We start from the raw sequence: 19,871 nt of genomic DNA, 5'->3' as shown, positions 1-19,871 counted from the left end.
CACCTGGACGGCTGATCCGGATGAAATCATCGCCGCCGTCAGGCGTGGGCACCAAGCGTTAGATTCGATCCACTAGCGTCCACGCGGTTCTGGCGAGTAAACCTGGCGCAGCACTATCGGCGACCTTCTTAGCCGGCGACAAAGGCCATACAAAGCTCGCAAGCGGCAGGTCCGATGTTAGCAGGCCTGCCGCTGACGGAACCTTGATGGAACGCTTAGCCCTGCCCTGTCCGCGCGGCGCCTGGCTTCTTCCAGGGTACATAGGAGACATAAGCCAGGCGGAGGAACAACAGCGTCAGAGTTTTCTGCACCGCGATCTGCATCGCCTGCGGCTCTCCGGTGGTCAGATCGTACAGGAGCAGGCAGCTCTGGCCCGACTGCTCCTCGCGCGTCTCAGCCCACATCAGCTCGATCGTGATCTGGCTGGGCGTGTGGGTCACCATATAGCCGCCGATCCGGTGAACGGACGGAGCGTTCCAGGACACCTGCTTCTCCCTGCCGTCCCCGTCCACCTCGACATCGCCGATCCCGGCAGCCCGCCCGCGTAGGCCCAAGCCCCGGCTCTTGAACACGCCGGTGAACGAGAAGCGCCGGCGCGGCGCCACCGGGATCAGCCCGATCAGCCGCACGGCGTTGTCACGCGCGAAGGTCTCGCCGTCCTGAACAAGCCGGTCGAGGAGGGCATGCGCCTCAAGCCGCGCCTCAACGGTGAGCTTTTGATCGCTCCTCCTCTTACTCATCCTTGGCCTCCCCATCGGTGGAGAGATCCGGATCGGCGTCGGCGAGACTGTCGTCCAACACCCATCGTGGTCTCCCCTCCCCGACCGGTGCGACCCGGATGGACTCATTCTCCAGGATGAGCCTGACCATATAGGCGCCCGCGGCTTTGAACTGCGCCAGGCGGTCGGAGAGGTTATCCCACGGCAACATGAGATCCGGGACGGCGGGCTCAGCCGTCGGGTCTATGGCGTGAAGAAGGATATGCGCGTCGAGCCCGCCTTCCTCCAGAACCAGCCCATGCGAAGCTACCAGAGCGGCAAGGCGCTCATAGTAGGCTCGCATCAGTTCGCCCTCCGTGAGACGCTTCAGGCCGAAGGCGAAGTCGACGTGTCTGAGGAGCGAAGCTGGAAAGCCGGCATCGACGAGGGCCTTGAGGCACTCGACATGCAAGCGAGCCGGATCCGGCTCGCTGCGGGCGATCTGACCAATCCTGTCCTGAGCCAGCTCGGTGGTGAGAATGAAAATGGCATCAGCCAAGGCATGCGACCGGCCGGCTTCATCGACGATGGACCCATGGCTCCAGATCCGCTCGAGGCGCGTGCGGAGGTTCGGGTGGGCCTGATCAACATCCTGAAGCACGAACACGCGGTCAGGGTTGCGCTCCAGAGCCTGCAGCAACGATTCTCCCTCCGTTGCAACGGGGGATGATGAGACGATCTGGTCGAGATCCTCCCCTGGATTACCGGCCAGCTTGTACAAACCGCCTATGCTCTTCAGGGATTGGACGAGGCCACCGATCAGATCGAGATGGTCGTCTTCGGCATTCGGACCGGCAATGAGGAAGACGCCAGGCCGGCGCTGCAGGGGGCCGAGCGCGATGTGGTTGCAGACCTCCAGGGCGAATACCTCGACGGCGGCATCCTGGCCGATAATACGTTTCTTGGTGAGTGCGACGAGGCCGCATATGACTTGTGTAGGATCTTCCTGAGGTGTGGACATGGAATAGGTCTCAATGAGGGTTGATGATGAGTGTGGGCTGGCCTGCGTTGTGCGGGCCGCCCGTCGAAGGATCGACGACGTCACTCTTGCCTCAGGTGCTGCACCGCTTCGGATCGTCCTTTAGCGAGGCGTGAGGTGTCCTTTTTGGGATTTATCTCGTCTTTTCCTTCGACCGTCCGGTGATCTTCCCGTCATTCTCTCCTGGGATTGCTTCATCTCTCCTCGTACCCGGCACAAACCGACCCAGCGGCAAGCCGCCGGTCTTATGCTCGTCAAGGACAGGCAGCGGCGCCCTGCTCTTTGAGATAGCCGGGACTTGCTGGAGGAACGCCGCAGGCTCTCAGGGTTACAATGACTGCAGTCGCATCAGTGGCTCGGCTGCTTACCCCAGCTCTGGGCGCGCGAAGACACACTCACCACAAGTTTTCTCGCGTGGGGACGAAAGGCGTCAATACGGCTCTCGCGCCAGCCGACCTGCAGATCACGCGAAAGCGATGAGCGTGATGATCCTCCGCAAATAGGGAAGTGCTAGAGGGCCAATCCCGATACTGCGCCGTCGCGCGCTACGAGGGCGATCCGGATGCCGGCCCGTCTGACCAGCGGTCGGCGCCGCCAAGTCTCCGCAAGCATGCGGAAGACAGGTGTATCGGGCACAGCGGCGACGACGATGTCTTCGCCGCCGATATCGAACAGCAGTGCCTCTCCGAGCGCTGTCGTCAGCAGCGAATGTTCGGCGCGTCCTGGCTTTCGGACCAACGGTCCCTTGGTGCATTGTGCGACGATGCGCCGATTATCGATCGTGGCGACCACATTGCCTTCGCCCGGCAGCGAGTGCACCTGGATGGTCTTGTCACCGCGCCGGTAGGTACCGGTCCAGGCGTTGCGGCCAACCTGCGGCTTCTTGGTCTGCTCCCATCCCGCGCCGGCCATGAAGCGGCCGATGTCGAAGACGAGCAGGTCGCCGACCTTGATGCGGGCTCCATCGATCGCGACGCTGGCCAAGGCTCCCGAGCCGGAAAGCGACAGGATGAACTCGGCTAGCCGCAGGGCCACCTCGGCCTCCGGCATGCGGTCATCTGGCAATCCGAGGTCCGGCGGCCCTTGGTCGCTTCCAAACTCGGATATCGCGGTAGTCGGCTTGTCCATCATCCCCCGGCTATGCCAGCCTCTGCACGATTTGAAAACTACCGCGACTATACGAGAGACCATGCCCCGCCGGAGGATCCCACCCGTGTGCAATCTGTATTCGAGCTACACTACACAAGAGGCCATGCGCCGGGCCTTCGAGGTCGCCCGCGACAGCGCCGGCAACGTCCCTCCCCTGCCCGCGATCTTCCCCGACCAGATGGCTCCCGTCGTCCGGACCGTCGATGGCGAGCGCGAGCTGATCCAGATGCGCTGGGGTTTTCCGCCGCCGCCGAAGGTCGGCACCCAGCCGGTCACCAACGTGCGCAACGTGTCTTCGCCCTTCTGGCGCGCCTGGCTCAAGCCGCAGTACCGCTGCCTCGTGCCGCTTACCAGCTTCAGCGAGTACAAGGACACCAAGCCGCGCAAGACGCCGGTGTGGTTTGCCCTAAGCCAGGGGCGGCCCCTGGCAGCCTTCGCCGGCATCTGGCGGCCATGGACGGGGGTGCGCGGCACCAAAGCCGAGCCGGTCGCGGGCGAACATCTACTCTACTCGTTTCTCACCTCCGAGCCAAACGACGTCGTTGGGCCAATCCATCCCAAGGCCATGCCGGTGATCCTGACGACCTCGGAGGAGTACGAGACCTGGCTCACTGCACCGGCGGAGGTGGCGCTCAAACTGCAGCGGCCACTGCCTGACGACATGCTCGAGATCGTCGCCGAAGGTGCAAGAGCCGATCAACCCGAGGTAGCCTGAACTGCCCGCGACCTGCAAAGCTAGTTTTCAGGAGCTCGGTTGGACCCTGGTTATATTGCTGAACTCTGTTCTGGAGTTGGACCTGCAGTGTGTGGCTCCGCCTGAGCTCCGTCAGCATCTCTCAAGGGTTCGTCCATCGTCTGCTCGCTTCGACGATGCTGGACTGGACTCGTTGCAGCTTGTTTCCGGAGCCTCCGGTTGTTCCAGGCCTGCAGCATCTCTTGTCTCAGCCCTAGTCTAGGCTTCGGAAGGGTCCGCCAGATCGTCAGCGTGAACGCCTTTCCCACGGCGAGCACAAGGGCTATACCATAAAGGAAGATGGTCGGAGAGAAACTCTCGTCCATTCAGTGTCATCCTCTCAGCGCCCGCTCGATACTGTCAGCCGTGTTCACTGGTGAAGCTCTGCTCACACCTCGCTCGTGATCGAAGGGCAGCTTTCCCGTTCCTAACCTTCCTACCAAAGTCTGTCTTCCTCAATTCTGCTGTCTGCTAAGGATAGGCGATAATGAGCCTGCCTCAAGAGCTCCCACGTCGGCCACTCGAGTGATCTATCAGATAAAGAACATGAGACTGCTGCAAAGGGTTTAGACATACTTCCGCAAGCCTAAGTTTTCGCCAACAATCCGGCCGCAAGCAGCCGCCCCAGATGAGGCGGTTGGCATCTCCCGTTCAAAGCGAGCCCAGATCAGGGATGTGCTGCGCCAGTATGGGAGAGGCAGCCTTAAGGAGGCTGAAGCTGTCGAAGAGCTGCTCAAGATCCTACGCTGAGGCCAATCCAGGTTACCCTGTATCCCTGCCCTATCCGCTTCTCAGCAGATAGCCGCGTTTCCGCTTTCGCTGGAGCCAGGTTTCAAGGGCTTCCATTGCACATGACTGGTTTTCGTAGAGTTCAATCCTTCTCTGCCCCGGCCGGCCAATTCGACCCCACTCGCGGATCAGCGTCGCATCACCGAACAGGCTGGGTTCGATCGACAGCACATAGTAGCGAGCCATATTGCAGGTGGGGTCACACCTGTCGAGCACCAGGTACTGGATCGTGTCTGTGGGCATGCCTCCATGTTGGACAAGCGTATGGGCGAGGTCCAATCAAAGTCCTGAATCGATCAGAGACTAACGATTCACGATGGTGATGCGCCGTGCCAGCACAGTAGTTCACTCTGCGCATCGTTAACCTCTGGTTCACCCTAAAGACACGCTACCCAGCCTGCGAGGGAGCAAACCCTGAGCGGAGCCATTATCCGACCACACTCCTGCTCATTCCTCCTTGCCGCAGACGGGTCACATTGAGGCCCTCCCCTTTCCAAGTACCTGAGAGTTCATCATGCCCCAGAGATACGCGCCCTCTCCTGTCGATTTCTCGCGGGTGATCATCCTGGCTCTGGGGTTTGGCACCATCACAGGGTGGGGCATGTATGCTCTCTCCAGCCGATCTGCTGTAGAAGTAGAAAGCCAGTTGCGCGAACAGGTAAGACACCTGCACCAGACTCAGATGGACCTCCTGACCGAGCGACAGAGCACGACGACAGCCGTAGGAGACTTGGAGCAGCTGCGCTCCCAAGTTTCTAAGCTGCAGCAAGAAGCCGATCTTCTGACCCAAGCCAGAGACCTTGCCCAAGCCGAACTGGTGACTGCAGCGACTGGAATGAAGGATTTGATCAGCCAGCTGAACAACTCCGGCCACGACGTTTCCACAACCGGTTCGATCAACACGGGCACGGTTGATGCCCAGCACCTCGTGACCGCCACAGCTCAGAAAGCCCTGACGAAACTTGGCTACGGCTCCCTGAAGGCCGACGGCATCGTCGGATCCGGCACCCGCAAGGCGATTACCGCGTTCCAGCGCGCCAACAAACTTCATGTGACGGGCGAGTTGGACGCTCCGACCCTGCGCCTTCTAACGCCTGGCAAGTTGGCCAGCCATTAAACGCTACCCTTCGAAGCTCATGAGGACGATCTTTCCCTATGACATTCGTCGCCTCCGCATGGCCAGGAGTTCGATGGCAAGGTCGATCTTGCCGGATTTGACCATGCGCGTGAGGGCGCGGAAGTAGCCGCCCGGGTTTTTAATGCGGCTCTCGCCGCCGTTCTTGGCCGCGTCGTCCTCGTAGAGCTGCAGGACGTAGATCACCGCAATGGCCGCCCTGACGATGCCGATATCCTCCACCGCCTCGGCCCAGGCGCTTTCATGCGCCCCGAGCGAGGCCCTGAGGTAGCGGCCAGCCGAGACGATGTCAGCGAGGTCCCGCACCGGTTGGCCGTAGTCACCAACGGTGGGGCAAGCCTCAAGGATCAATTCCGGTGATAGGTGCTCCGGCGTTTGTTCGGTTGAACGAACCGCCTCAGCTTTCTTCGGAAAGCTCTTGTTACAAGTCTCACTAGGAGATCCGTTGTTGTTATTAGTGTGGGGGACTCCGAGTCCGGCTTTGCCTGCTTCATAGAAGACTTCCTCAACATCAGTTCTCAACAGCAGCCAGGCGTCCAGAAGGTCAGCCGGCAGCGTCAGCCTGGACCGTGTTGGCGTGCGAGCCTGGAGCGCTTTCAGCCGGGTCTCGATTTCAGAGCGATCCACGTCCGGGAAATGCTCCGCCAGCGCGCTCAGGGCCTCCTCGGTGGCACGTCTGCAGATCGTGACCTCGTCGAAAGCCCGCTTCTGCACCTCCCGGAGCTGTTTTTGCTCCATGAGCACCACCGCCCAGTCGCCCCGGCGGGCATAGACCGGGGTCAGATCGAACCCGAAGGCGTCGATCACCTGGCCGGCCAGGTCCTTGACCGCGTACCGCTTACCGTTGGGCGAGTCCTTGGGGCTGATTAGCTGCAGGTCGACCAGCTGGCGCAGGATGCGCCGGATCGCCCGCTCGGTCAGGCCGGTGCGGCTCATGAGGTAGTCATTGGACGGCCACACCAGCAGCCGGTCCCACTCCTGCTCGCCCCAGCAGGCCACCAGCTCGGACAGCACCGCCCGCTGGGCGGGCCTCAGATCGAGGGCCTTGCCGGCATCCCGGGCCGCTGCTGAGAGTTCTTTTCGTGTGACTGTGCGCCCATCTTCAAGCGCAAGCTTCCTCGCGGCCAGAGCGGCATGTCTCAGCCGCCGGCCTCCTGACGATGCAAGCTGCATCGTACCCTCCATGTTGAGGGCAAAGCAGGAGCGTTCACCGAAACCGATGCTCTTGACACGCAGCTTGTCGGGATGGCATAAGGAGATTGTCACATCTTTACTTATGCCCACCCTCGCGGTGGTCTCCAAAGGCCCTCGAAGTTCCCGCTTCGTGGGCCTTTTGCTTTGCCTGGTTTACGTCACGACATTTCGATCCTTTTGGGCAAACATGGTCTCAAGAGCATGGGTGATGACCTCCTGACGGGACTTGAACTGGCCGCTCTCGACAGCTTGGTCGATTGCAGACCCTAGGAGCCCAGGTATCCAGACGTTCAATTCCCTGTCGCCGCGTTCACGGCGAGCCCTACGGAAGCGTTGAACCCGCTCGATACCTTTCACGTCAGGCATGGCACTCCACCCATTGCACCTGTGACGTATCGAGAAATGCCTGATTCTGAGTTGGCTGTGGAGTCGCGCGTCAAGAATCCATTCACAATAGATCGATTCAGCGGTGGGAAACTTCTTTAACTAGAATCATTTAGCTGAAAAGGCCGAGTCAATTCGCATGTAAAAACCCGGTTCCAGGTGATTCGAAGTTACGCACTTGATTCGAATGTGCGTAGTATTCAGAGCGAAGCTCGATTCACGGTGCCGCATTATGATTCTGAGACAGACCAGGAAAGATCGTTAAGATCTATGAATGCATCCAAGAGCTGCCGTGGATATTCAGCCTAGATTCTTGGGGCCATTAGAAAGTCGGCCTTGGTGAGGCGGAATAATTGCCCTGTCCATGCAGGGATGACTCTCTTGGCAGGGCAGGAAGCAGCATAGTTTAGATGATGAATGTATCAGCCTAAGCGCACCGCAGGGTAGAGCCCGATAGATGCAATTGGCTTCTCTCGCTAGACCGCTATCCATCGTTAACCTTGGACCTCCAGGGTACCCTAGTCCTCTCGCTAGCAGAGCCAGACTGATTTATGGGCGCATCATCATTGGTTGGAACGAGTGCATGGTGACACGAGATGCTCGTCTAAAGGACTTCATAACTGACGGATATCCGATCTCTGGACTGCAGGTGCAGGTTCTGGCTGAGGATCATGTTGGAACATACATCCTTCCATTCTCGTGTGAGCGCATAAACGGCGAGTGGCGGAACAGGACAACGGGAGAGACAGTTCAGGCGAACATCCTTGGGTGGCGTGAGGTGCCGACAGGAAGCCGAGGCCGCACGACCCCCGCTCAGCAACCGACCAAAACGCAAGACGGATAATCTAATCTCCTCTAGGAACGCGGCAGCCAATTCTGCTCGATTTTGAACTCGGACGGTCACCGTCCCGCGGAGGTCCGAGCCTGCGCAGAGGACAGAGGCCGCCTACTTCCACCTTGAACTACCTCGGAAGTTTTGTCGCAAAATGACCGCCACCCAGGGCAACGAGTACGGAACTCCTGTCAAAGAACCTGATAAGCATCGTTTTGCGAAGATGTCGCTCTCGCACGACATCATAAGGTCACGGCAGTTCAAAGCCCTCTTAGTGACGTAGCGTTCCATAGTAGCTCGGCCTGAGAGCAGCTGCTATTCTCACTCTCTAGCTGTGAGTACAACGTCCTCAGGAAAAGCTCTACGATGGCTCATACGACCCCGGCAGACAGTAACCCCAAGATCGCTTTTGAGACGAGGTACGGCTGTTTTGTGGCGCAGTTGTTCAAAAGCGAAGCACCTATCTCCACAGCCAATCTACTCACCCGGGTCGAGAGGGGCCTCTTCGCCAATTCCTCGATCTACCGCATTGTCACCCTTGCCAATCAGCCTGACACGGTTCCGGCAAAGATAGAGGTGGTCCAGTTCGGCCTTCCCAGATCCAGTGCACAAGAAACAGACCCCCTTCCGCCCATCGTTCATGAAACTACCGCTGCAACAGGGCTGCGTCACCTCGATGGAACCTTGTCAATGGCGCGCCTCGCGCCTGGCACCGCAGGATCTGCATTCTTCATCTGCATCGGAGACCAGCCTGACCTGGATTTTGGCGGGCGCCGCAATCCGGATGGACAAGGCTTCGCTGCCTTTGGTCAAATTGTGGAAGGGATGGATGTCGTTCGCACGATATTTGCTCAGGCGGAGGATGCGACCGATCAATTGTCCAACCCGATCCCGATCGACTCCGTCAGGCGACTATGAGGGCGAAGTTCTTAGGCCTGCATTGACTTTGATCCAGAACTGCGCCGAGGTTGAGCACTTTAACTCCGGTTGGCATGAATTTCAGGCCATACTATTCTCTACGGAGAGTAAAGGTTTCTTGAGAGCAGTCACGCTTACCGACGCTCGTCTCCCGCAGCGTCCTCCTTCTTATATGGCCGTAAACAAGGTTGAGGCCCGACGTGACTGTTGAATTTCATGGGATGAAGGACAATGGAGCAGTGATGATGCGCAGCGAATTCTTAGTCATTCTGGCAGTCGGTATTCTCACAAGTCAGATAACCCTGGCAGCCGATTTCAGGATCGGCGTGCAGGAAGATGCAGATGTTCTTGATCCTCATCGTGCCCGGACCACAGTGGGGCGAATGGTTTTCACCTCGCTTTGCGACAAGCTTGTTGATGTAACGGACAAGCTGGAGATCGCCCCCCAACTCGCGAGCTCATGGTCATGGAGCGCCGACAACAAGACACTAACGTTCAAGTTGCGCACCGACGTCCGTTTTCACGATGGTACGAATTTTGACGCGGCGGCTGTCAAAGCGAACCTGGACCGGGCTTTGACGTTGCCGGACAGCCTGCGCAAGGGGGAGCTGGGATCCATTGACCGAGTGGAGGTCATCGATCCATCAACCGTCGTGCTGCACCTGAAGCAGCCGGACGCGACGCTGTTAGCACAATTGAGCGACCGCGCAGGCATGATGCTCTCTCCGGCCACCTTCAGCAGCGAGGATGTGGGCCGTAAGCCGATCTGCTCCGGACCGTACCGTTTCGTGGAGCGCGTCCAGAATGACAGGATTGTACTGGAGAAGTTCGCAGATTACCGGGACGCCAAGGATTATCAGTATGACCGGGTGGTCTTCCGTCCGATTCCAGATACCACCGTGCGCCTCGCCAATCTTCGAGCCGGTGATCTCGAACTCGTGGAGCGTTTGAATCCGTCTGATGCCGAGGCGGTGAAAGCCGACAAGAGCCTGAAGTTCCTAGTCCTGTCAGGGCTGGGATTCCAGAACATCGTGATCAACGTGGGAGTTGGTCCGCGGGCCGACGGCCCCTTGGGCAAAGATAAGCTCGTGCGGCAGGCCTTCCAGGCAGCCATCGGTCGTGACGTCATCAATGAAGTTATTGGCCATGGGCTGTATAATCCTGCACAGCACCCATTCCCGCCAGCTAGTCCCTATTTTGACAAGCAGTATCCGGCCACGACCCGCGATGTGACAAAGGCTAAGGCGCTGCTGGCGCAAGCCAAGCAGCCCGAAGTCACCTTCGAGCTGTCTTTTGGCAATACAACTATCACGGCTTCCTTGGCTGAGATGATTCAGGCAATGGCAGGCGAGGCCGGGTTTAAGATCAGCCTGCGCCCGATGGAATTTTCTGCCATGCTCGCGGAAATGCAGAAAGGAAACTTCCAAGCCTCATTGAGCGGCTGGTCGGGCCGGATCGATCCCGATGGTAATATCCATCAGTTCGTGACCTGCAAAGGAACACAGAACGACTCCAAGTACTGCAATCCGGAAGTGGACCGCCTGCTGAACGAGGCGCGGCTCACGCCGGACGTCGAGGCACGTAAGAATCTCTACAACCAAGCGTTGGGAATCCTGCAGAGCGAACTGCCGATCATCTACACCTATTATTCGCCTCTGATTTACGCAGTGTCGAATCGTGCCGTGGACTTCAAACCCTATCCCGACGGCATGATCCGCCTCCGGGGCGTCCATCCGGCAAAATAAGTGACATCATCCTAGAGCATCGGACGATTGGTTGAGTCTATCTGCTTTATGATGGAGCAAAAGCCGCGTTGCCTATCAGCTCGCACAACTTCAATCACCCTAGTGAATGAAAATGGCCTGACCTCTCGGCCGGGGGCATTTTCATTCACAATCTACCCGCCGAGGTCGACGGTTCAGGAGCCTATGAGGTAAGCAGGCGGCGGCTTATCAACTGCCACCATCTGATTGCTCAGCTGGGCTGAGCTTCCGCCGTCTTCAAGCGGTTCAATTATCCCGAAGCCAAAGCGGGGGCGCATCGCTTGTTACACCAGTGCAGGCCGCCTCGACACAAGCCGCGAGGCTTCCGAAGTGGAAGCTCCTTCCTGTGAGGCCCGGACCGTAATGGGCATACTTGCCGGAGTTGGTCATGATCGTTTCAGCCGTTTGTGGAATGAGCGGCTCGGTGATCATGCACCAGCAGGTATCCGTCACGAACTGAACCCCGAACCGCTCAAGCTCTGACAGAACCCCGGCTACCCATATCTTGTGAGGTTATGCTACATTAATTTCCAACTATCGAATGTTGGTCTGAGTATCCCTTCGCGCTGACATCGCCTCGATCCGAGCATAACCAAATATCAATATGCGATGCCGGCAGATCACACCTGCCTCACTACGAAACTCGCTTTGATGGTCTGCCACGGACTTATACTTTTGGCATACGTAGAAGCCGCAGAAATGAGGTTGCCTAATGGCGGGTGCGTGAATAGTCTCCTCCAACAAAGAAAAAGGGCCGCACGAATGCGGCCCGAAGTTTAGGGAGGAAACGCCCAAGAAGGGCGGGCAGCGCGGCAACGGCAATTGGCGTGCTGCATTGCAATAAAGTACTTCTTGCTCTCAAAAGCAGCAAGCACAGACAGGCAGCGTGGCTGCCTCTCTTTTTGACCTGTGACCTATTCGCCTCAGTACTGCCGATGCTTCCACACGTGAATGGGTACCAGCCCTACGCGGAGGGCCGGAAATCTTGAACCTTTACCTCTTCTGATCCAGAATTTCATTCATGGTTATCCGGATCAGGGGCTTAGGCATCTGGTCCATGCGGCTGACATAGAACGAGCCATAATCTTTCGAGGCTTCCTTAGATTTCCTGAAGATCTGAATGCTCCAGAGCTCGAGCTGCAAGACCGCAAAGCAAAGAGGGTCGCTTGGGCAACAGCGACTCGCTCTGAGCTCCTGATATCAGCGGGAGGGATAGAGCCAACCTTTGGCACCCGGCTAAGCGGTACTATCCCACCATGCTCTACGATAATGTGTGACCAAAAAGCCTGCTTATGGCGATAGCGGCTGTTCAGCAACGCTGGGCCCGGCGCTCGAGCGCAGCAAGGCTCCTGGGCGTTGGTGATCTCCCAGCCCCCTTTGGCAAAATCAACATATGTCCGACTGGCAGTAAAATCGAACCTGCGAGCGAAGCTACAACAAGCAAAAGCAAAGGCAGTGTCATCGGAATACTCATTCGCAATACAGCGACCACAAATGGCCACGTCCTCAGTATGGTGAATGAGTGTAGTTACTGGAATGTTAGTGGCGAATGACCGACTGCTGAAAGCAGCAAAGAAAAAGGCCGCCCCAGGTGCGGCCCAAGTTTAAATTCGTTCACGTGAATGGCAAGTCCGCTGAGCCCCGAGGCGGGCAGCGACAGCGACGCAGCGCCTTGCTGAAATAGCTATAGCCTCTTGCGCTGCCTCAAGGCTTGCACATGGCCCCCGGCGCTGATTGGCCAAAGAAAAAGGCCACTGCGAACAGCGGCCGTAAGGTGGGACCAGGGTCCTTCCAGAGGGAACGACACAATCGGGAGGAATGATTGCGTCCTCCTTGAAGTGGGTACGCCTGCCGCCGCCCGTCACCCGTTAAAAAGCCAAGCTGTCATGCGTCAAACGCATCGTAGCTGCCCTGAAACCGACATCATTCAGATCACTTGCAAGAATGCTCCCAAGCCATGGTTCTGGCCAGCACCGGTTTCAACTGCTGGCAGAACTGCACCAGGGCGTCATGCTCGCTCGGCACCTTGAACCCGCGGGCGCAGATTGCGGGCGAAGGCTAGCCCGAACTTGAGCACTCACCGCCGGACCGTCTCATACGAAACATCGAGCCCACGTTCGGTCAGGACTTCCTCCACATTTCGATAGCGGAGCGAGAACTGGAGGTAGAGCCAGACTGCGTGCCAGATGATCTCGGGCGGGAATTGATGACGGCGATAGGAGATGGGCTGCATCCCCTACGGCCGTTATGACGCGGGTCTGAAGCAGATGCAGCGCTTGCTGCGCGAGACCTGTCGACGGCTCTGGCCCCGGCGCAAGCGCGGCTATGCCCTCTACTCGTGCCGGCATGAATTCTCCGCGCAGGCCAAACGCTTCTACAGCCCCGAGGAGGTCGCCGCTCTAATGGGGCACGCCAGCGACGCTACAGGCGCAGACCACTACGCGCGCCCGCGGCGCGGGAAGGCCCAGGGATCACGCGCGTTTCCCTTGCCGGAGCCCAACCCGCTTGAGGTGGCGCGGTTTCGCCGCGTGCTGCACAAACGACTGGAGAAGCTGGCGGATCTGACGGCCGATCGCACGAGAGGATGGACGCCCCATCCATGAGTAGTTCACAAGGTGCAGCGAGATCTGCCGCTCGCTGCACCTGCTTGGTCATCGCTACATCCGCGAAAGCCTTGAGAAGAAAGGGCGGGAAGCAGACTTCAAACCGGGGAACGACTAACGGCAGCTCTGGGCCGCAAGCTACGCAGCTTGACCTGTTTTGTGAGCATCCCAGCGCTACTTCAGGTATCCTTTGCAACTGAGACTTGGCGCTCCTGCGGGACGACGGGTCCTGCGCCCCGCACGTGGGGGTTTCTCCAGCTGATACCGCCTGTGCGATTGCGCATGAAGTGACCTTGTACCCAATGTGCCCTGCGCCGTGTTTTTCCGGCAGGTCCTCGTCGACCTCGTCCTGCATGGCTTGCAGTTGGCCCCTCCCGAGCTCACCAAGCCTGACTTTCACGACTCGTATGTCCGGAAGAAACCGTCCCGATTTTTGCGCCCGCCGACGTTCAGCCCTCGGGGAGGCGGGTACCTCCTCAGTTTCCAACATCGCCTTGTGTTGGAGGAGTACGGACATGCCGACGACTATTCTCAGGAAGCTCAAGCACAAGGTCTGTTCCTGCTCAATCGCCATGTCTTCCGTAATGTCGTCGCCAATAGCCTTCGAGAGTTTGAAGGTTGGCGTATACAAGGCCTCAATTTCTGCCCCACGCGACTTGAAGAGGAGCAGGTTCGGTATGCGCCAGAACCGTAGACGCATTCCATCTACAACGTTGGGCTGACTGCGGTGTCAAATGGAGAGAATCGGCTCTATCTCCCATAAGCTCCACGACGTAGCGGAAGTGGTCGCAGCTTGTGACAGGTCATAATGGCCGCGGCCGACCGCGTAGGTATTGAGCAATAAGCTGGTTGCATCTGAACCGGAAGATGCCAGCCCATCCATCGTTTGCAAAGTAATAGAAATCTGGATAGGGCCAAAGCACAGTAGAGGATTTAAGTATGGCCATATGCACCTAAGGATGGACTGAGCCTATAGCTCAGCGAAGTCTGCGGCATTATTGATACGATCGCTCGTATCGAGGATCGCTGCAATGCCTACCCTGCCCTCGGACGTCAGGTTGTGACCGAAAGCGCCTGGTCGAACGCTGAAACCGTTATGCGGAAAGATGCCACCCCTCCGTTTCGGCGCTTGTGCCACGTGCCTGCCAACGAGTGTTGACTTTACGCAATGTAGATTGTATAAAATCCTTAGTTGACCCCCATCCTCGGCGGATTTTCAAATTTGCGCCTATTGGCTATGCGGGCAGAGAGACCGACTTTTGAAGGAGAACCGCATGACTTCTAATATTTTCTCCGGCTGCATTCCGGCGCTCATGACGCCTTGCAAGGCCGATCGCAGCCCCGATTTTGACGCGCTGGTGCGCAAAGGAAAGGAGCTGATTGGAGCCGGAATGTCCGCGGTTGTCTACTGTGGCTCGATGGGCGACTGGCCGCTCCTGACTGACGAGCAGCGCATGGAAGGTGTAGAGCGCCTAGTGAAGGCCGGTGTGCCAGTCATCGTTGGAACCGGAGCTGTCAACACCAGCGCCGCGGTGGCTCACGCCGCGCACGCACAGAAGGTCGGCGCCCAAGGGCTGATGGTGATCCCGCGCGTCCTCTCCCGCGGGTCGTCGCTCACCGCACAGCGCCACCACTTCAAGGCGATCCTCGCTACCGCTCCCGATCTGCCAGCAGTGATCTACAACAGCCCGTACTACGGCTTCGCGACCCGTGGTGATCTGTTCTTTGCCCTTCGCGCCGAGCATCCGAACCTCATTGGTTTCAAGGAATTCGGCGGTGCTGAGGCGCTGACCTATGCAGCCGAGCACATCACCAGTCAGGACGACGGTGTGACGCTGATGGTGGGTGTCGATACCGCTGTGTTCCACGGCTTCGTCAACTGCGGCGCCACCGGTGCAATCACCGGCATCGGCAACGTGCTGCCTCGCGAGGTACTGCACCTGTGCGCCCTTGCCCATGCCGCTTCGAAGGGTGATGCCGAGGCCCGCCAGCGGGCGAAGGAGCTGGAGGAGGCGCTGCGCGTTCTGTCCTCCTTCGATGAGGGGCCCGATCTGGTGCTGTATTATAAGCATCTGATGGTGCTGAAGGGGAACCCGGAATATGCGCTTCACTTCAACGAAACCGATGCGCTCTCCAATAGTCAGCGCGGCTATGCTGAGACGCAGCTCAAGCTCTTCGAGGCGTGGTATGCGGAATGGAGCAGGCAGTCCGGTACGGTGCAGAAATACGCTGCTTAAGTGATACGTCAGAGGCCCACTCTATCGTGGGCCTTTCCCTATTGGGTATCCCTATGGGGGAAGCAGACGGTTTGAAGCCGCTTGATTGCGCCATCTGCGCGCTGACTAGGGGGCTGCCCTCAGTTAGGGGCAGCGCCGCATGGTAGGGCCGCGCTGCAATGGCAATCCTTCCCCTTTCAACGACATGTTCAGCCGCGTCTCCGCGGTTGGTAGGGCCTTATCGCACCGGCCCAATACGAAATGCCTTACATCCCTGTTGATCCGTAGATTGTATACGGTAAGCTTGCGGCGGTCAGGAATGGAGTTATGTGAGTGATCGAACCAAACCAATTATCGGCGGGTGCGTCATTACCTAGCTCCCGCATGCCGCTCTGGCCGGTACGCGCTGTTATTGTCGTTTCCAATGGATTGCTCGCTATCGAGCGTATCGCGATCATGAGCTTTATGGGTATCCTGACCCTGCTCATTTTGATCAACGTCACCACCCGATATGCGGGCCTGCCAATCTACTGGATCGATGAGTCGGCCGTTTATACGACAGTCTGGCTGACGTTCATTGGAGCCTCGGCGATGACTCGGCTTCGGCTCGACTTTGCTGTGACTATGCTTACCGAACGGCTCTCTGCGCGAGGACAGCAGATAGCTCGAATTATCTCTACGTTGGCGGTTGTTGGCTTCGGCCTCGGGCTCGCTACGATGTGCTGGCTGTGGATGGACCCAGTTGGCATAGCCTCTGCTGGGTTTGATGCAAAGACCTATGCAGGCGAAACCTTCAACTTCCTTTATACGGAACGCACTCAAACACTGAACTGGCCGAGCTGGATCGTGTATCTTGTCCTGCCAATCTTTGCCGTATCAATGACGCTGCATGGTCTTGCCAACACACTGGAAGACCTCGGCCTTGTCGGCAGAAGCGCCTTTTCGGGATTCCACGCCACCGTCAGCAGCGGGATCAATTAATGATCACCTCCGCTGCCTTTGTTGCTATCATGCTGGTTGGCGTGCCGATCGGCCTGTGCCTTTGCCTCGCCGGCATCGTCTATATCGTCGCGTCCGGCAACCCGTTGCTGTTTCAATCCTATCCGCTGCAAATGTTTGGTGGAGTCGATAGTTACGGCCTCATCGCCATTCCGCTCTTCATTCTGATCGGCGAAATCATGAATGGAGGTGGTATCACGCGGCGCATCGTTGAAATGGCAATGGCTATCGTGGGTGCATTGCGGGGCGGCTTGGCTTACGTGAATGTGCTGGCCAATATGTTCGTCGCTTCAATCTTGGGTTCAGCCACAGCTCAAGTCGCGATCATGTCTCAGATCATGGTGCCTGAGATGGAGCGTCAGGGTTATGACAAGACTTTCGCGGCGGGTCTGACTGCCTATGCGGGAATGCTCGGTCCGATTATTCCGCCGTCGGTGATGTTCGTGGTCTACAGTGTAATTGCTCAAGTGCCTGTGTCTGACATGCTGATCGCCGGCATCATCCCTGGCATTCTGTTGACGCTACTGTTTTGCGCGATCATTGCGGTGATGGGCTTCGTCTACAACTTTCCGGCTGGAGCACGCATGACACCGCGCGAGCGCGTGATGACGGTGCTTCGCGCGCTGCCGACGCTGTCGATCCCGGTGGTGATTGTTGGCTCGATCCTTACGGGCCTCGCCAATGCCACGGAGGCAGCTGCCGTGGGCGCAATCGCGGCGGCGCTGATTGGCCGCTTCTGGACTCGCGAGTTTCGGTTCTCTCAGGTCCCGGAGATGCTGCTCCGATCCGGGATCTACTCGGCAATCGTCTTGTTCCTTGTAGCCGCCGCAGCAGTATTTTCCTGGATCTTGATTTTTGGCAAGGTTCCGCAAGAAGTGGCGGGGTGGATTCAGTCGGTCGCCAAGGATCCGGTCACCTTCATGCTCCTGGTGAACGTGATCCTGATCGTCATCGGTACCGTCATTGACGGCGTACCGGGTCTGATCATGACAGTGCCGATCCTCCTGCCCATCGCGACCGACGTTTATCATATCGACCCAAGGCACTTTGGGGTCGTCGTTGTGATCAATTTGGTGCTCGGACTTCTCTCACCTCCAGTCGGCCTCTGCTTCTTCGTCGCGGCAGCCGTCACAGGCGCCAAGCCCGGCAAGATGTTTATAGTGACACTACCCTTCTTCATCGTTGCATTCGTGATGCTGATCATTCTCTCGGTATGGCCCACCCTCTCGCTTGCCCTCGTCGATTAACCTGTAGAAAGAACGGAGGATCAACAATGAGCATTTCCCGCAGACATCTCTTCGCTTTAGCAGCTGGCGCAACCCTACCGCTTGCAGCCCCAACGGTGCTACGCGCTCAAAGCCGTGAGTTCCGCCTTGGCGTCATCACACCGCCGAACCATCCCTGGAACAACGCTGCCCTGAAAGTCGGTGAGACACTGAAGGCTGAGACCAGCGGCCGCTTGTCGCTCACCGTTTTCCATGCCGGCCAGCTCGGGAATGAAGGCGCTATGATGCAACAGCTCCAGTCAGGGGCCCTCGACATGGCCTTTATCCAGGCTGCCGAGCTTGGCTCCCGTGTCCCGGCAATTGCGGCGATCAATGCCCCCTATGTGGTGCGCTCCACGGAGGCCGTCGCGAAGCTCGTCCGCCACCCAGTTGCACTCAGCCTGTTCGATTATCTTCCCAAGGAGACAGGCACGATCGGCCTCGGCTGGGGCATCACATCGATTCGTGCTGTGTTCTCGGCCAAAGACATCTCGTCCGTTGCCGACCTGAAAGGCATGAAGCTGCGTATCAACCCGACCCCTGCCTTCCGTGACTTCTACCAGATACTAGGGGCGGCCCCCACACCAATCCCGACTCCACAGGTGTTCGATGCAATGGCCAATGGTCAGGTCGATGGCCTTGAGGCAGATCTCGACTTCTCTTGGAACCAGCGCTTCGATCGGGTCTCCAAGACCATCCTTCGGATGAATGCCGTTCACATGCCGATGGTGGCGCTGGTCTCCGGCCGGGTCTGGACCACCCTGCCAGCAGCCGATCGTGAGCTGATCTCCAAGGCAACCCGCGCAGCGCTTGATGCCGAGATCGATGAAATCGTCGCCAATCAGCCTAGCCTCTTAGAGAACTTCTCGAAACAACCCGTCAAGATCGTCGTCTCTGATGTGAAGGACGCGGATCCAGTGATTGCCGAGTATGACAAGATTTGGCTTCCGAAGGCCCCGGTTCTGGCGGAGTTGCGCAAGATCGGCGCAACGCTCTGAGGCAGCCTCGCTTCCACCAATCAAGGCGGGCGTTTCGCCCGCCGACTACTTCTAAGTGGTTTTGTTATGCTCTTCGAAGTAATTGCGGAGCGATTTACCCACACCTTCGATATGCGTTTTAAGGAGTGAGCAGGCCGCGGAGACTTTGCCACTCTTGCAGAGGCGCACGAGTTCAGCGTGCTCGACTTCAGCACGCTCCATGCCACCCGTCAGCGAAAGCTGAAGCCGGGTATGTCTGTCACATTCCTGAAGTAGGCCCCCAACGATTGCCTGCGCGCGCGGCTGTCGAGCGTGCTGGTACAGAACGTTATGGAACTCCGTGTTCAGCTCACCCCAACGCCTGACGTGTTTGGCACGGAGTTCTGAGCTGTATTCCTGAAGGATTCGACTCAGACGCTCATAGTCTGCTTCCGACAGATGTTTGGCAGAGGCTTTGAGGAGGCGTGGTTCTAAAAGCGCTCGAAGTTCAAAGAGTTCGTGAACTTCCTCCATAGACAGCTCCGAGACGATTGCGCCGCGATGCGGAAGGATCTTCACCAGCCCTTCAGCTTCGAGCTGCATCAGGGCCTCGCGGACCGGGATACGACTAACCCCGAACTCCGTAGCCAGTGCGTCTTGACGAAGCTGGAAACCAGATTTGAACTCACCATCCACAATCCTGCGCCGCAATTCCTCTGCGACGGCAGAGGCGATGGTCCTGTGCTGTAGTGACTTTTGGGCGGGTCTGGCAGGGGGCATAGCTTTCACTGTCGTTAGTTGCAGATCCTATGGAAGAATGGATCCTATGGCTCTATAGCAGACTGACAAAAGAGTGGCTTGACATAGATGATTTTATACAATCTACGTTGAGGAAGTTCAATTTCATATAGCAGGGACAGGAGCTAGATGGCGAACGAAATTGATTGAGTGGACCAGTCAAGATTCCGTTCAACTCGAACTGCGAGTTCCAGATCGAGGCCCTCATGGACAACACCTTCAAGCCACGACCGTTGCTGCTCGGTGCGGACCTCACAGCTGTGGCCTAGTAAAGCATGGCGTGGCACGAATTCATGCCTATTCTTCCTTAACAGTCATCTCTTTGAACAGCGAGTGAGGCCATGGCGCGCCACACCTTCTTCTGCATCGACGGCCATACCTGCGGCAACCCGGTCCGGGT

Annotated in this window: 17 protein-coding genes and 1 pseudogene; 9 read left to right on the top strand and 9 right to left on the bottom strand. The window is 58.0% G+C overall.

Going from position 1 to position 19,871, the window contains the following annotated elements; genetic code table 11:
* Positions 1 to 215: 215 nt before the first annotated feature.
* The 3 genes from AC0QTX_RS25410 to AC0QTX_RS25400 all read right to left on the bottom strand — a co-directional run bounded on the left by AC0QTX_RS25410 (position 216) and on the right by AC0QTX_RS25400 (position 2,802).
* Positions 216 to 740 carry a hypothetical protein gene (locus AC0QTX_RS25410; protein ID WP_474606586.1) on the bottom strand — a complete coding sequence of 175 codons (525 nt, stop codon included), beginning with the start codon at positions 738 to 740 and terminating at the stop codon, positions 216 to 218.
* Positions 733 to 1,719 (bottom strand): P-loop NTPase family protein, encoded by a 987-nt coding sequence (locus AC0QTX_RS25405; protein WP_474606585.1) that lies wholly within the window; start codon positions 1,717 to 1,719, stop codon positions 733 to 735. The genes AC0QTX_RS25410 and AC0QTX_RS25405 overlap by 8 nt, the downstream gene beginning before the upstream one ends.
* Before the next feature lie 528 nt (positions 1,720 to 2,247).
* Entirely contained in the window at positions 2,248 to 2,802 is a 555-nt protein-coding gene (locus tag AC0QTX_RS25400; protein ID WP_474606584.1) for a hypothetical protein, read from the bottom strand.
* A gap of 148 nt (positions 2,803 to 2,950) precedes the next feature.
* On the opposite strand from AC0QTX_RS25400, the gene AC0QTX_RS25395 reads away from it, so the two are divergent.
* A complete protein-coding gene (locus AC0QTX_RS25395; RefSeq protein ID WP_474606583.1) occupies positions 2,951 to 3,601 on the top strand; it encodes an SOS response-associated peptidase in 651 nt (216 codons plus the stop codon).
* Between the two features lie 798 nt (positions 3,602 to 4,399).
* On the opposite strand, the gene AC0QTX_RS25390 is transcribed toward AC0QTX_RS25395, so the two are convergent.
* Positions 4,400 to 4,651, bottom strand: a complete 252-nt coding sequence (locus tag AC0QTX_RS25390) for a WGR domain-containing protein (RefSeq protein WP_474606582.1) — start codon at positions 4,649 to 4,651, stop codon at positions 4,400 to 4,402.
* A 358-nt stretch (positions 4,652 to 5,009) separates the two neighbouring features.
* Between AC0QTX_RS25390 and AC0QTX_RS25385 the strand changes: the two genes are divergently transcribed.
* Positions 5,010 to 5,525: a peptidoglycan-binding domain-containing protein gene (locus tag AC0QTX_RS25385; protein WP_474606581.1), complete on the top strand. Its 516-nt coding sequence runs from the start codon at positions 5,010 to 5,012 to the stop codon at positions 5,523 to 5,525.
* A gap of 36 nt (positions 5,526 to 5,561) precedes the next feature.
* Here AC0QTX_RS25385 and repC read toward each other — a convergent pair whose 3' ends face one another.
* Both repC and AC0QTX_RS25375 read right to left on the bottom strand, forming a co-directional pair.
* On the bottom strand, positions 5,562 to 6,716 hold the full coding sequence (repC, locus tag AC0QTX_RS25380) for a plasmid replication protein RepC (RefSeq protein WP_474606580.1): 1,155 nt from the start codon (positions 6,714 to 6,716) through the stop codon (positions 5,562 to 5,564).
* Positions 6,717 to 6,890: 174 nt separating this feature from the next.
* On the bottom strand, positions 6,891 to 7,103 hold the full coding sequence (locus tag AC0QTX_RS25375; protein WP_474606579.1) for a ribbon-helix-helix domain-containing protein: 213 nt from the start codon (positions 7,101 to 7,103) through the stop codon (positions 6,891 to 6,893).
* A gap of 1,216 nt (positions 7,104 to 8,319) precedes the next feature.
* Here AC0QTX_RS25375 and AC0QTX_RS25370 point away from each other — a divergent pair.
* Together AC0QTX_RS25370 and AC0QTX_RS25365 are read left to right on the top strand one after the other, a co-directional pair.
* Positions 8,320 to 8,871 (top strand): peptidylprolyl isomerase, encoded by a 552-nt coding sequence (locus tag AC0QTX_RS25370; protein ID WP_474606578.1) that lies wholly within the window; start codon positions 8,320 to 8,322, stop codon positions 8,869 to 8,871.
* Between the two features lie 242 nt (positions 8,872 to 9,113).
* Positions 9,114 to 10,616, top strand: coding sequence for an ABC transporter substrate-binding protein (locus tag AC0QTX_RS25365; protein WP_474606591.1), 1,503 nt, complete (start codon positions 9,114 to 9,116; stop codon positions 10,614 to 10,616).
* 264 nt (positions 10,617 to 10,880) lie between these two features.
* On the opposite strand, the gene AC0QTX_RS25360 is transcribed toward AC0QTX_RS25365, so the two are convergent.
* Together AC0QTX_RS25360 and AC0QTX_RS25355 are read right to left on the bottom strand one after the other, a co-directional pair.
* Complete coding sequence (locus AC0QTX_RS25360) at positions 10,881 to 11,120, bottom strand: aconitase X (protein WP_474606590.1); 240 nt, start codon at positions 11,118 to 11,120, stop codon at positions 10,881 to 10,883.
* A gap of 1,594 nt (positions 11,121 to 12,714) precedes the next feature.
* A pseudogene (locus tag AC0QTX_RS25355) lies at positions 12,715 to 12,867 on the bottom strand (IS6 family transposase); the annotation flags it as partial.
* Positions 12,868 to 12,901: 34 nt separating this feature from the next.
* Between AC0QTX_RS25355 and AC0QTX_RS25350 the strand changes: the two are divergent.
* The 5 genes from AC0QTX_RS25350 to AC0QTX_RS25330 all read left to right on the top strand — a co-directional run bounded on the left by AC0QTX_RS25350 (position 12,902) and on the right by AC0QTX_RS25330 (position 18,715).
* Positions 12,902 to 13,237 carry a hypothetical protein gene (locus tag AC0QTX_RS25350; RefSeq protein ID WP_474606577.1) on the top strand — a complete coding sequence of 112 codons (336 nt, stop codon included), beginning with the start codon at positions 12,902 to 12,904 and terminating at the stop codon, positions 13,235 to 13,237.
* Positions 13,238 to 14,511: 1,274 nt separating this feature from the next.
* A complete protein-coding gene (locus AC0QTX_RS25345; RefSeq protein ID WP_474606589.1) occupies positions 14,512 to 15,474 on the top strand; it encodes a dihydrodipicolinate synthase family protein in 963 nt (320 codons plus the stop codon).
* Between the two features lie 363 nt (positions 15,475 to 15,837).
* Positions 15,838 to 16,434 carry a TRAP transporter small permease gene (locus AC0QTX_RS25340; RefSeq protein ID WP_474606588.1) on the top strand — a complete coding sequence of 199 codons (597 nt, stop codon included), beginning with the start codon at positions 15,838 to 15,840 and terminating at the stop codon, positions 16,432 to 16,434.
* On the top strand, positions 16,434 to 17,699 hold the full coding sequence (locus tag AC0QTX_RS25335; RefSeq protein WP_474606576.1) for a TRAP transporter large permease: 1,266 nt from the start codon (positions 16,434 to 16,436) through the stop codon (positions 17,697 to 17,699). The genes AC0QTX_RS25340 and AC0QTX_RS25335 overlap by 1 nt, the downstream gene beginning before the upstream one ends.
* Positions 17,700 to 17,725: 26 nt before the next feature.
* Entirely contained in the window at positions 17,726 to 18,715 is a 990-nt protein-coding gene (locus AC0QTX_RS25330; RefSeq protein ID WP_474606575.1) for a TRAP transporter substrate-binding protein, read from the top strand.
* Between the two features lie 51 nt (positions 18,716 to 18,766).
* Here the strand turns inward: AC0QTX_RS25330 and AC0QTX_RS25325 are convergent, their stop codons facing one another.
* Entirely contained in the window at positions 18,767 to 19,453 is a 687-nt protein-coding gene (locus tag AC0QTX_RS25325) for a GntR family transcriptional regulator (protein ID WP_474606587.1), read from the bottom strand.
* Between the last annotated feature and the right edge of the window lie 418 nt (positions 19,454 to 19,871).

It is taken from the genome of Microvirga sp. jy35 (assembly GCF_056148915.1).
This window is presented reverse-complemented; position numbering and strand designations above follow the sequence as displayed.

Excerpts from the sequence above, each read along its gene's own strand:
- AC0QTX_RS25390 (WP_474606582.1), bottom strand. The coding sequence starts at position 4,651 with ATGCCCACAGACACGATCCAGTACCTGGTGCTCGACAGGTGTGACCCC.
- AC0QTX_RS25385 (WP_474606581.1), top strand. The coding sequence starts at position 5,010 with ATGTATGCTCTCTCCAGCCGATCTGCTGTAGAAGTAGAAAGCCAGTTG.
- AC0QTX_RS25350 (WP_474606577.1), top strand. The coding sequence starts at position 12,902 with ATGCAGCGCTTGCTGCGCGAGACCTGTCGACGGCTCTGGCCCCGGCGC.
- AC0QTX_RS25375 (WP_474606579.1), bottom strand. The coding sequence starts at position 7,103 with ATGCCTGACGTGAAAGGTATCGAGCGGGTTCAACGCTTCCGTAGGGCT.
- AC0QTX_RS25330 (WP_474606575.1), top strand. The coding sequence starts at position 17,726 with ATGAGCATTTCCCGCAGACATCTCTTCGCTTTAGCAGCTGGCGCAACC.
- AC0QTX_RS25370 (WP_474606578.1), top strand. The coding sequence starts at position 8,320 with ATGGCTCATACGACCCCGGCAGACAGTAACCCCAAGATCGCTTTTGAG.
- AC0QTX_RS25345 (WP_474606589.1), top strand. The coding sequence starts at position 14,512 with ATGACTTCTAATATTTTCTCCGGCTGCATTCCGGCGCTCATGACGCCT.
- repC (WP_474606580.1), bottom strand. The coding sequence starts at position 6,716 with ATGCAGCTTGCATCGTCAGGAGGCCGGCGGCTGAGACATGCCGCTCTG.
- AC0QTX_RS25365 (WP_474606591.1), top strand. The coding sequence starts at position 9,114 with ATGATGCGCAGCGAATTCTTAGTCATTCTGGCAGTCGGTATTCTCACA.
- AC0QTX_RS25335 (WP_474606576.1), top strand. The coding sequence starts at position 16,434 with ATGATCACCTCCGCTGCCTTTGTTGCTATCATGCTGGTTGGCGTGCCG.
- AC0QTX_RS25410 (WP_474606586.1), bottom strand. The coding sequence starts at position 740 with ATGAGTAAGAGGAGGAGCGATCAAAAGCTCACCGTTGAGGCGCGGCTT.
- AC0QTX_RS25325 (WP_474606587.1), bottom strand. The coding sequence starts at position 19,453 with ATGCCCCCTGCCAGACCCGCCCAAAAGTCACTACAGCACAGGACCATC.
- AC0QTX_RS25340 (WP_474606588.1), top strand. The coding sequence starts at position 15,838 with ATGCCGCTCTGGCCGGTACGCGCTGTTATTGTCGTTTCCAATGGATTG.
- AC0QTX_RS25405 (WP_474606585.1), bottom strand. The coding sequence starts at position 1,719 with ATGTCCACACCTCAGGAAGATCCTACACAAGTCATATGCGGCCTCGTC.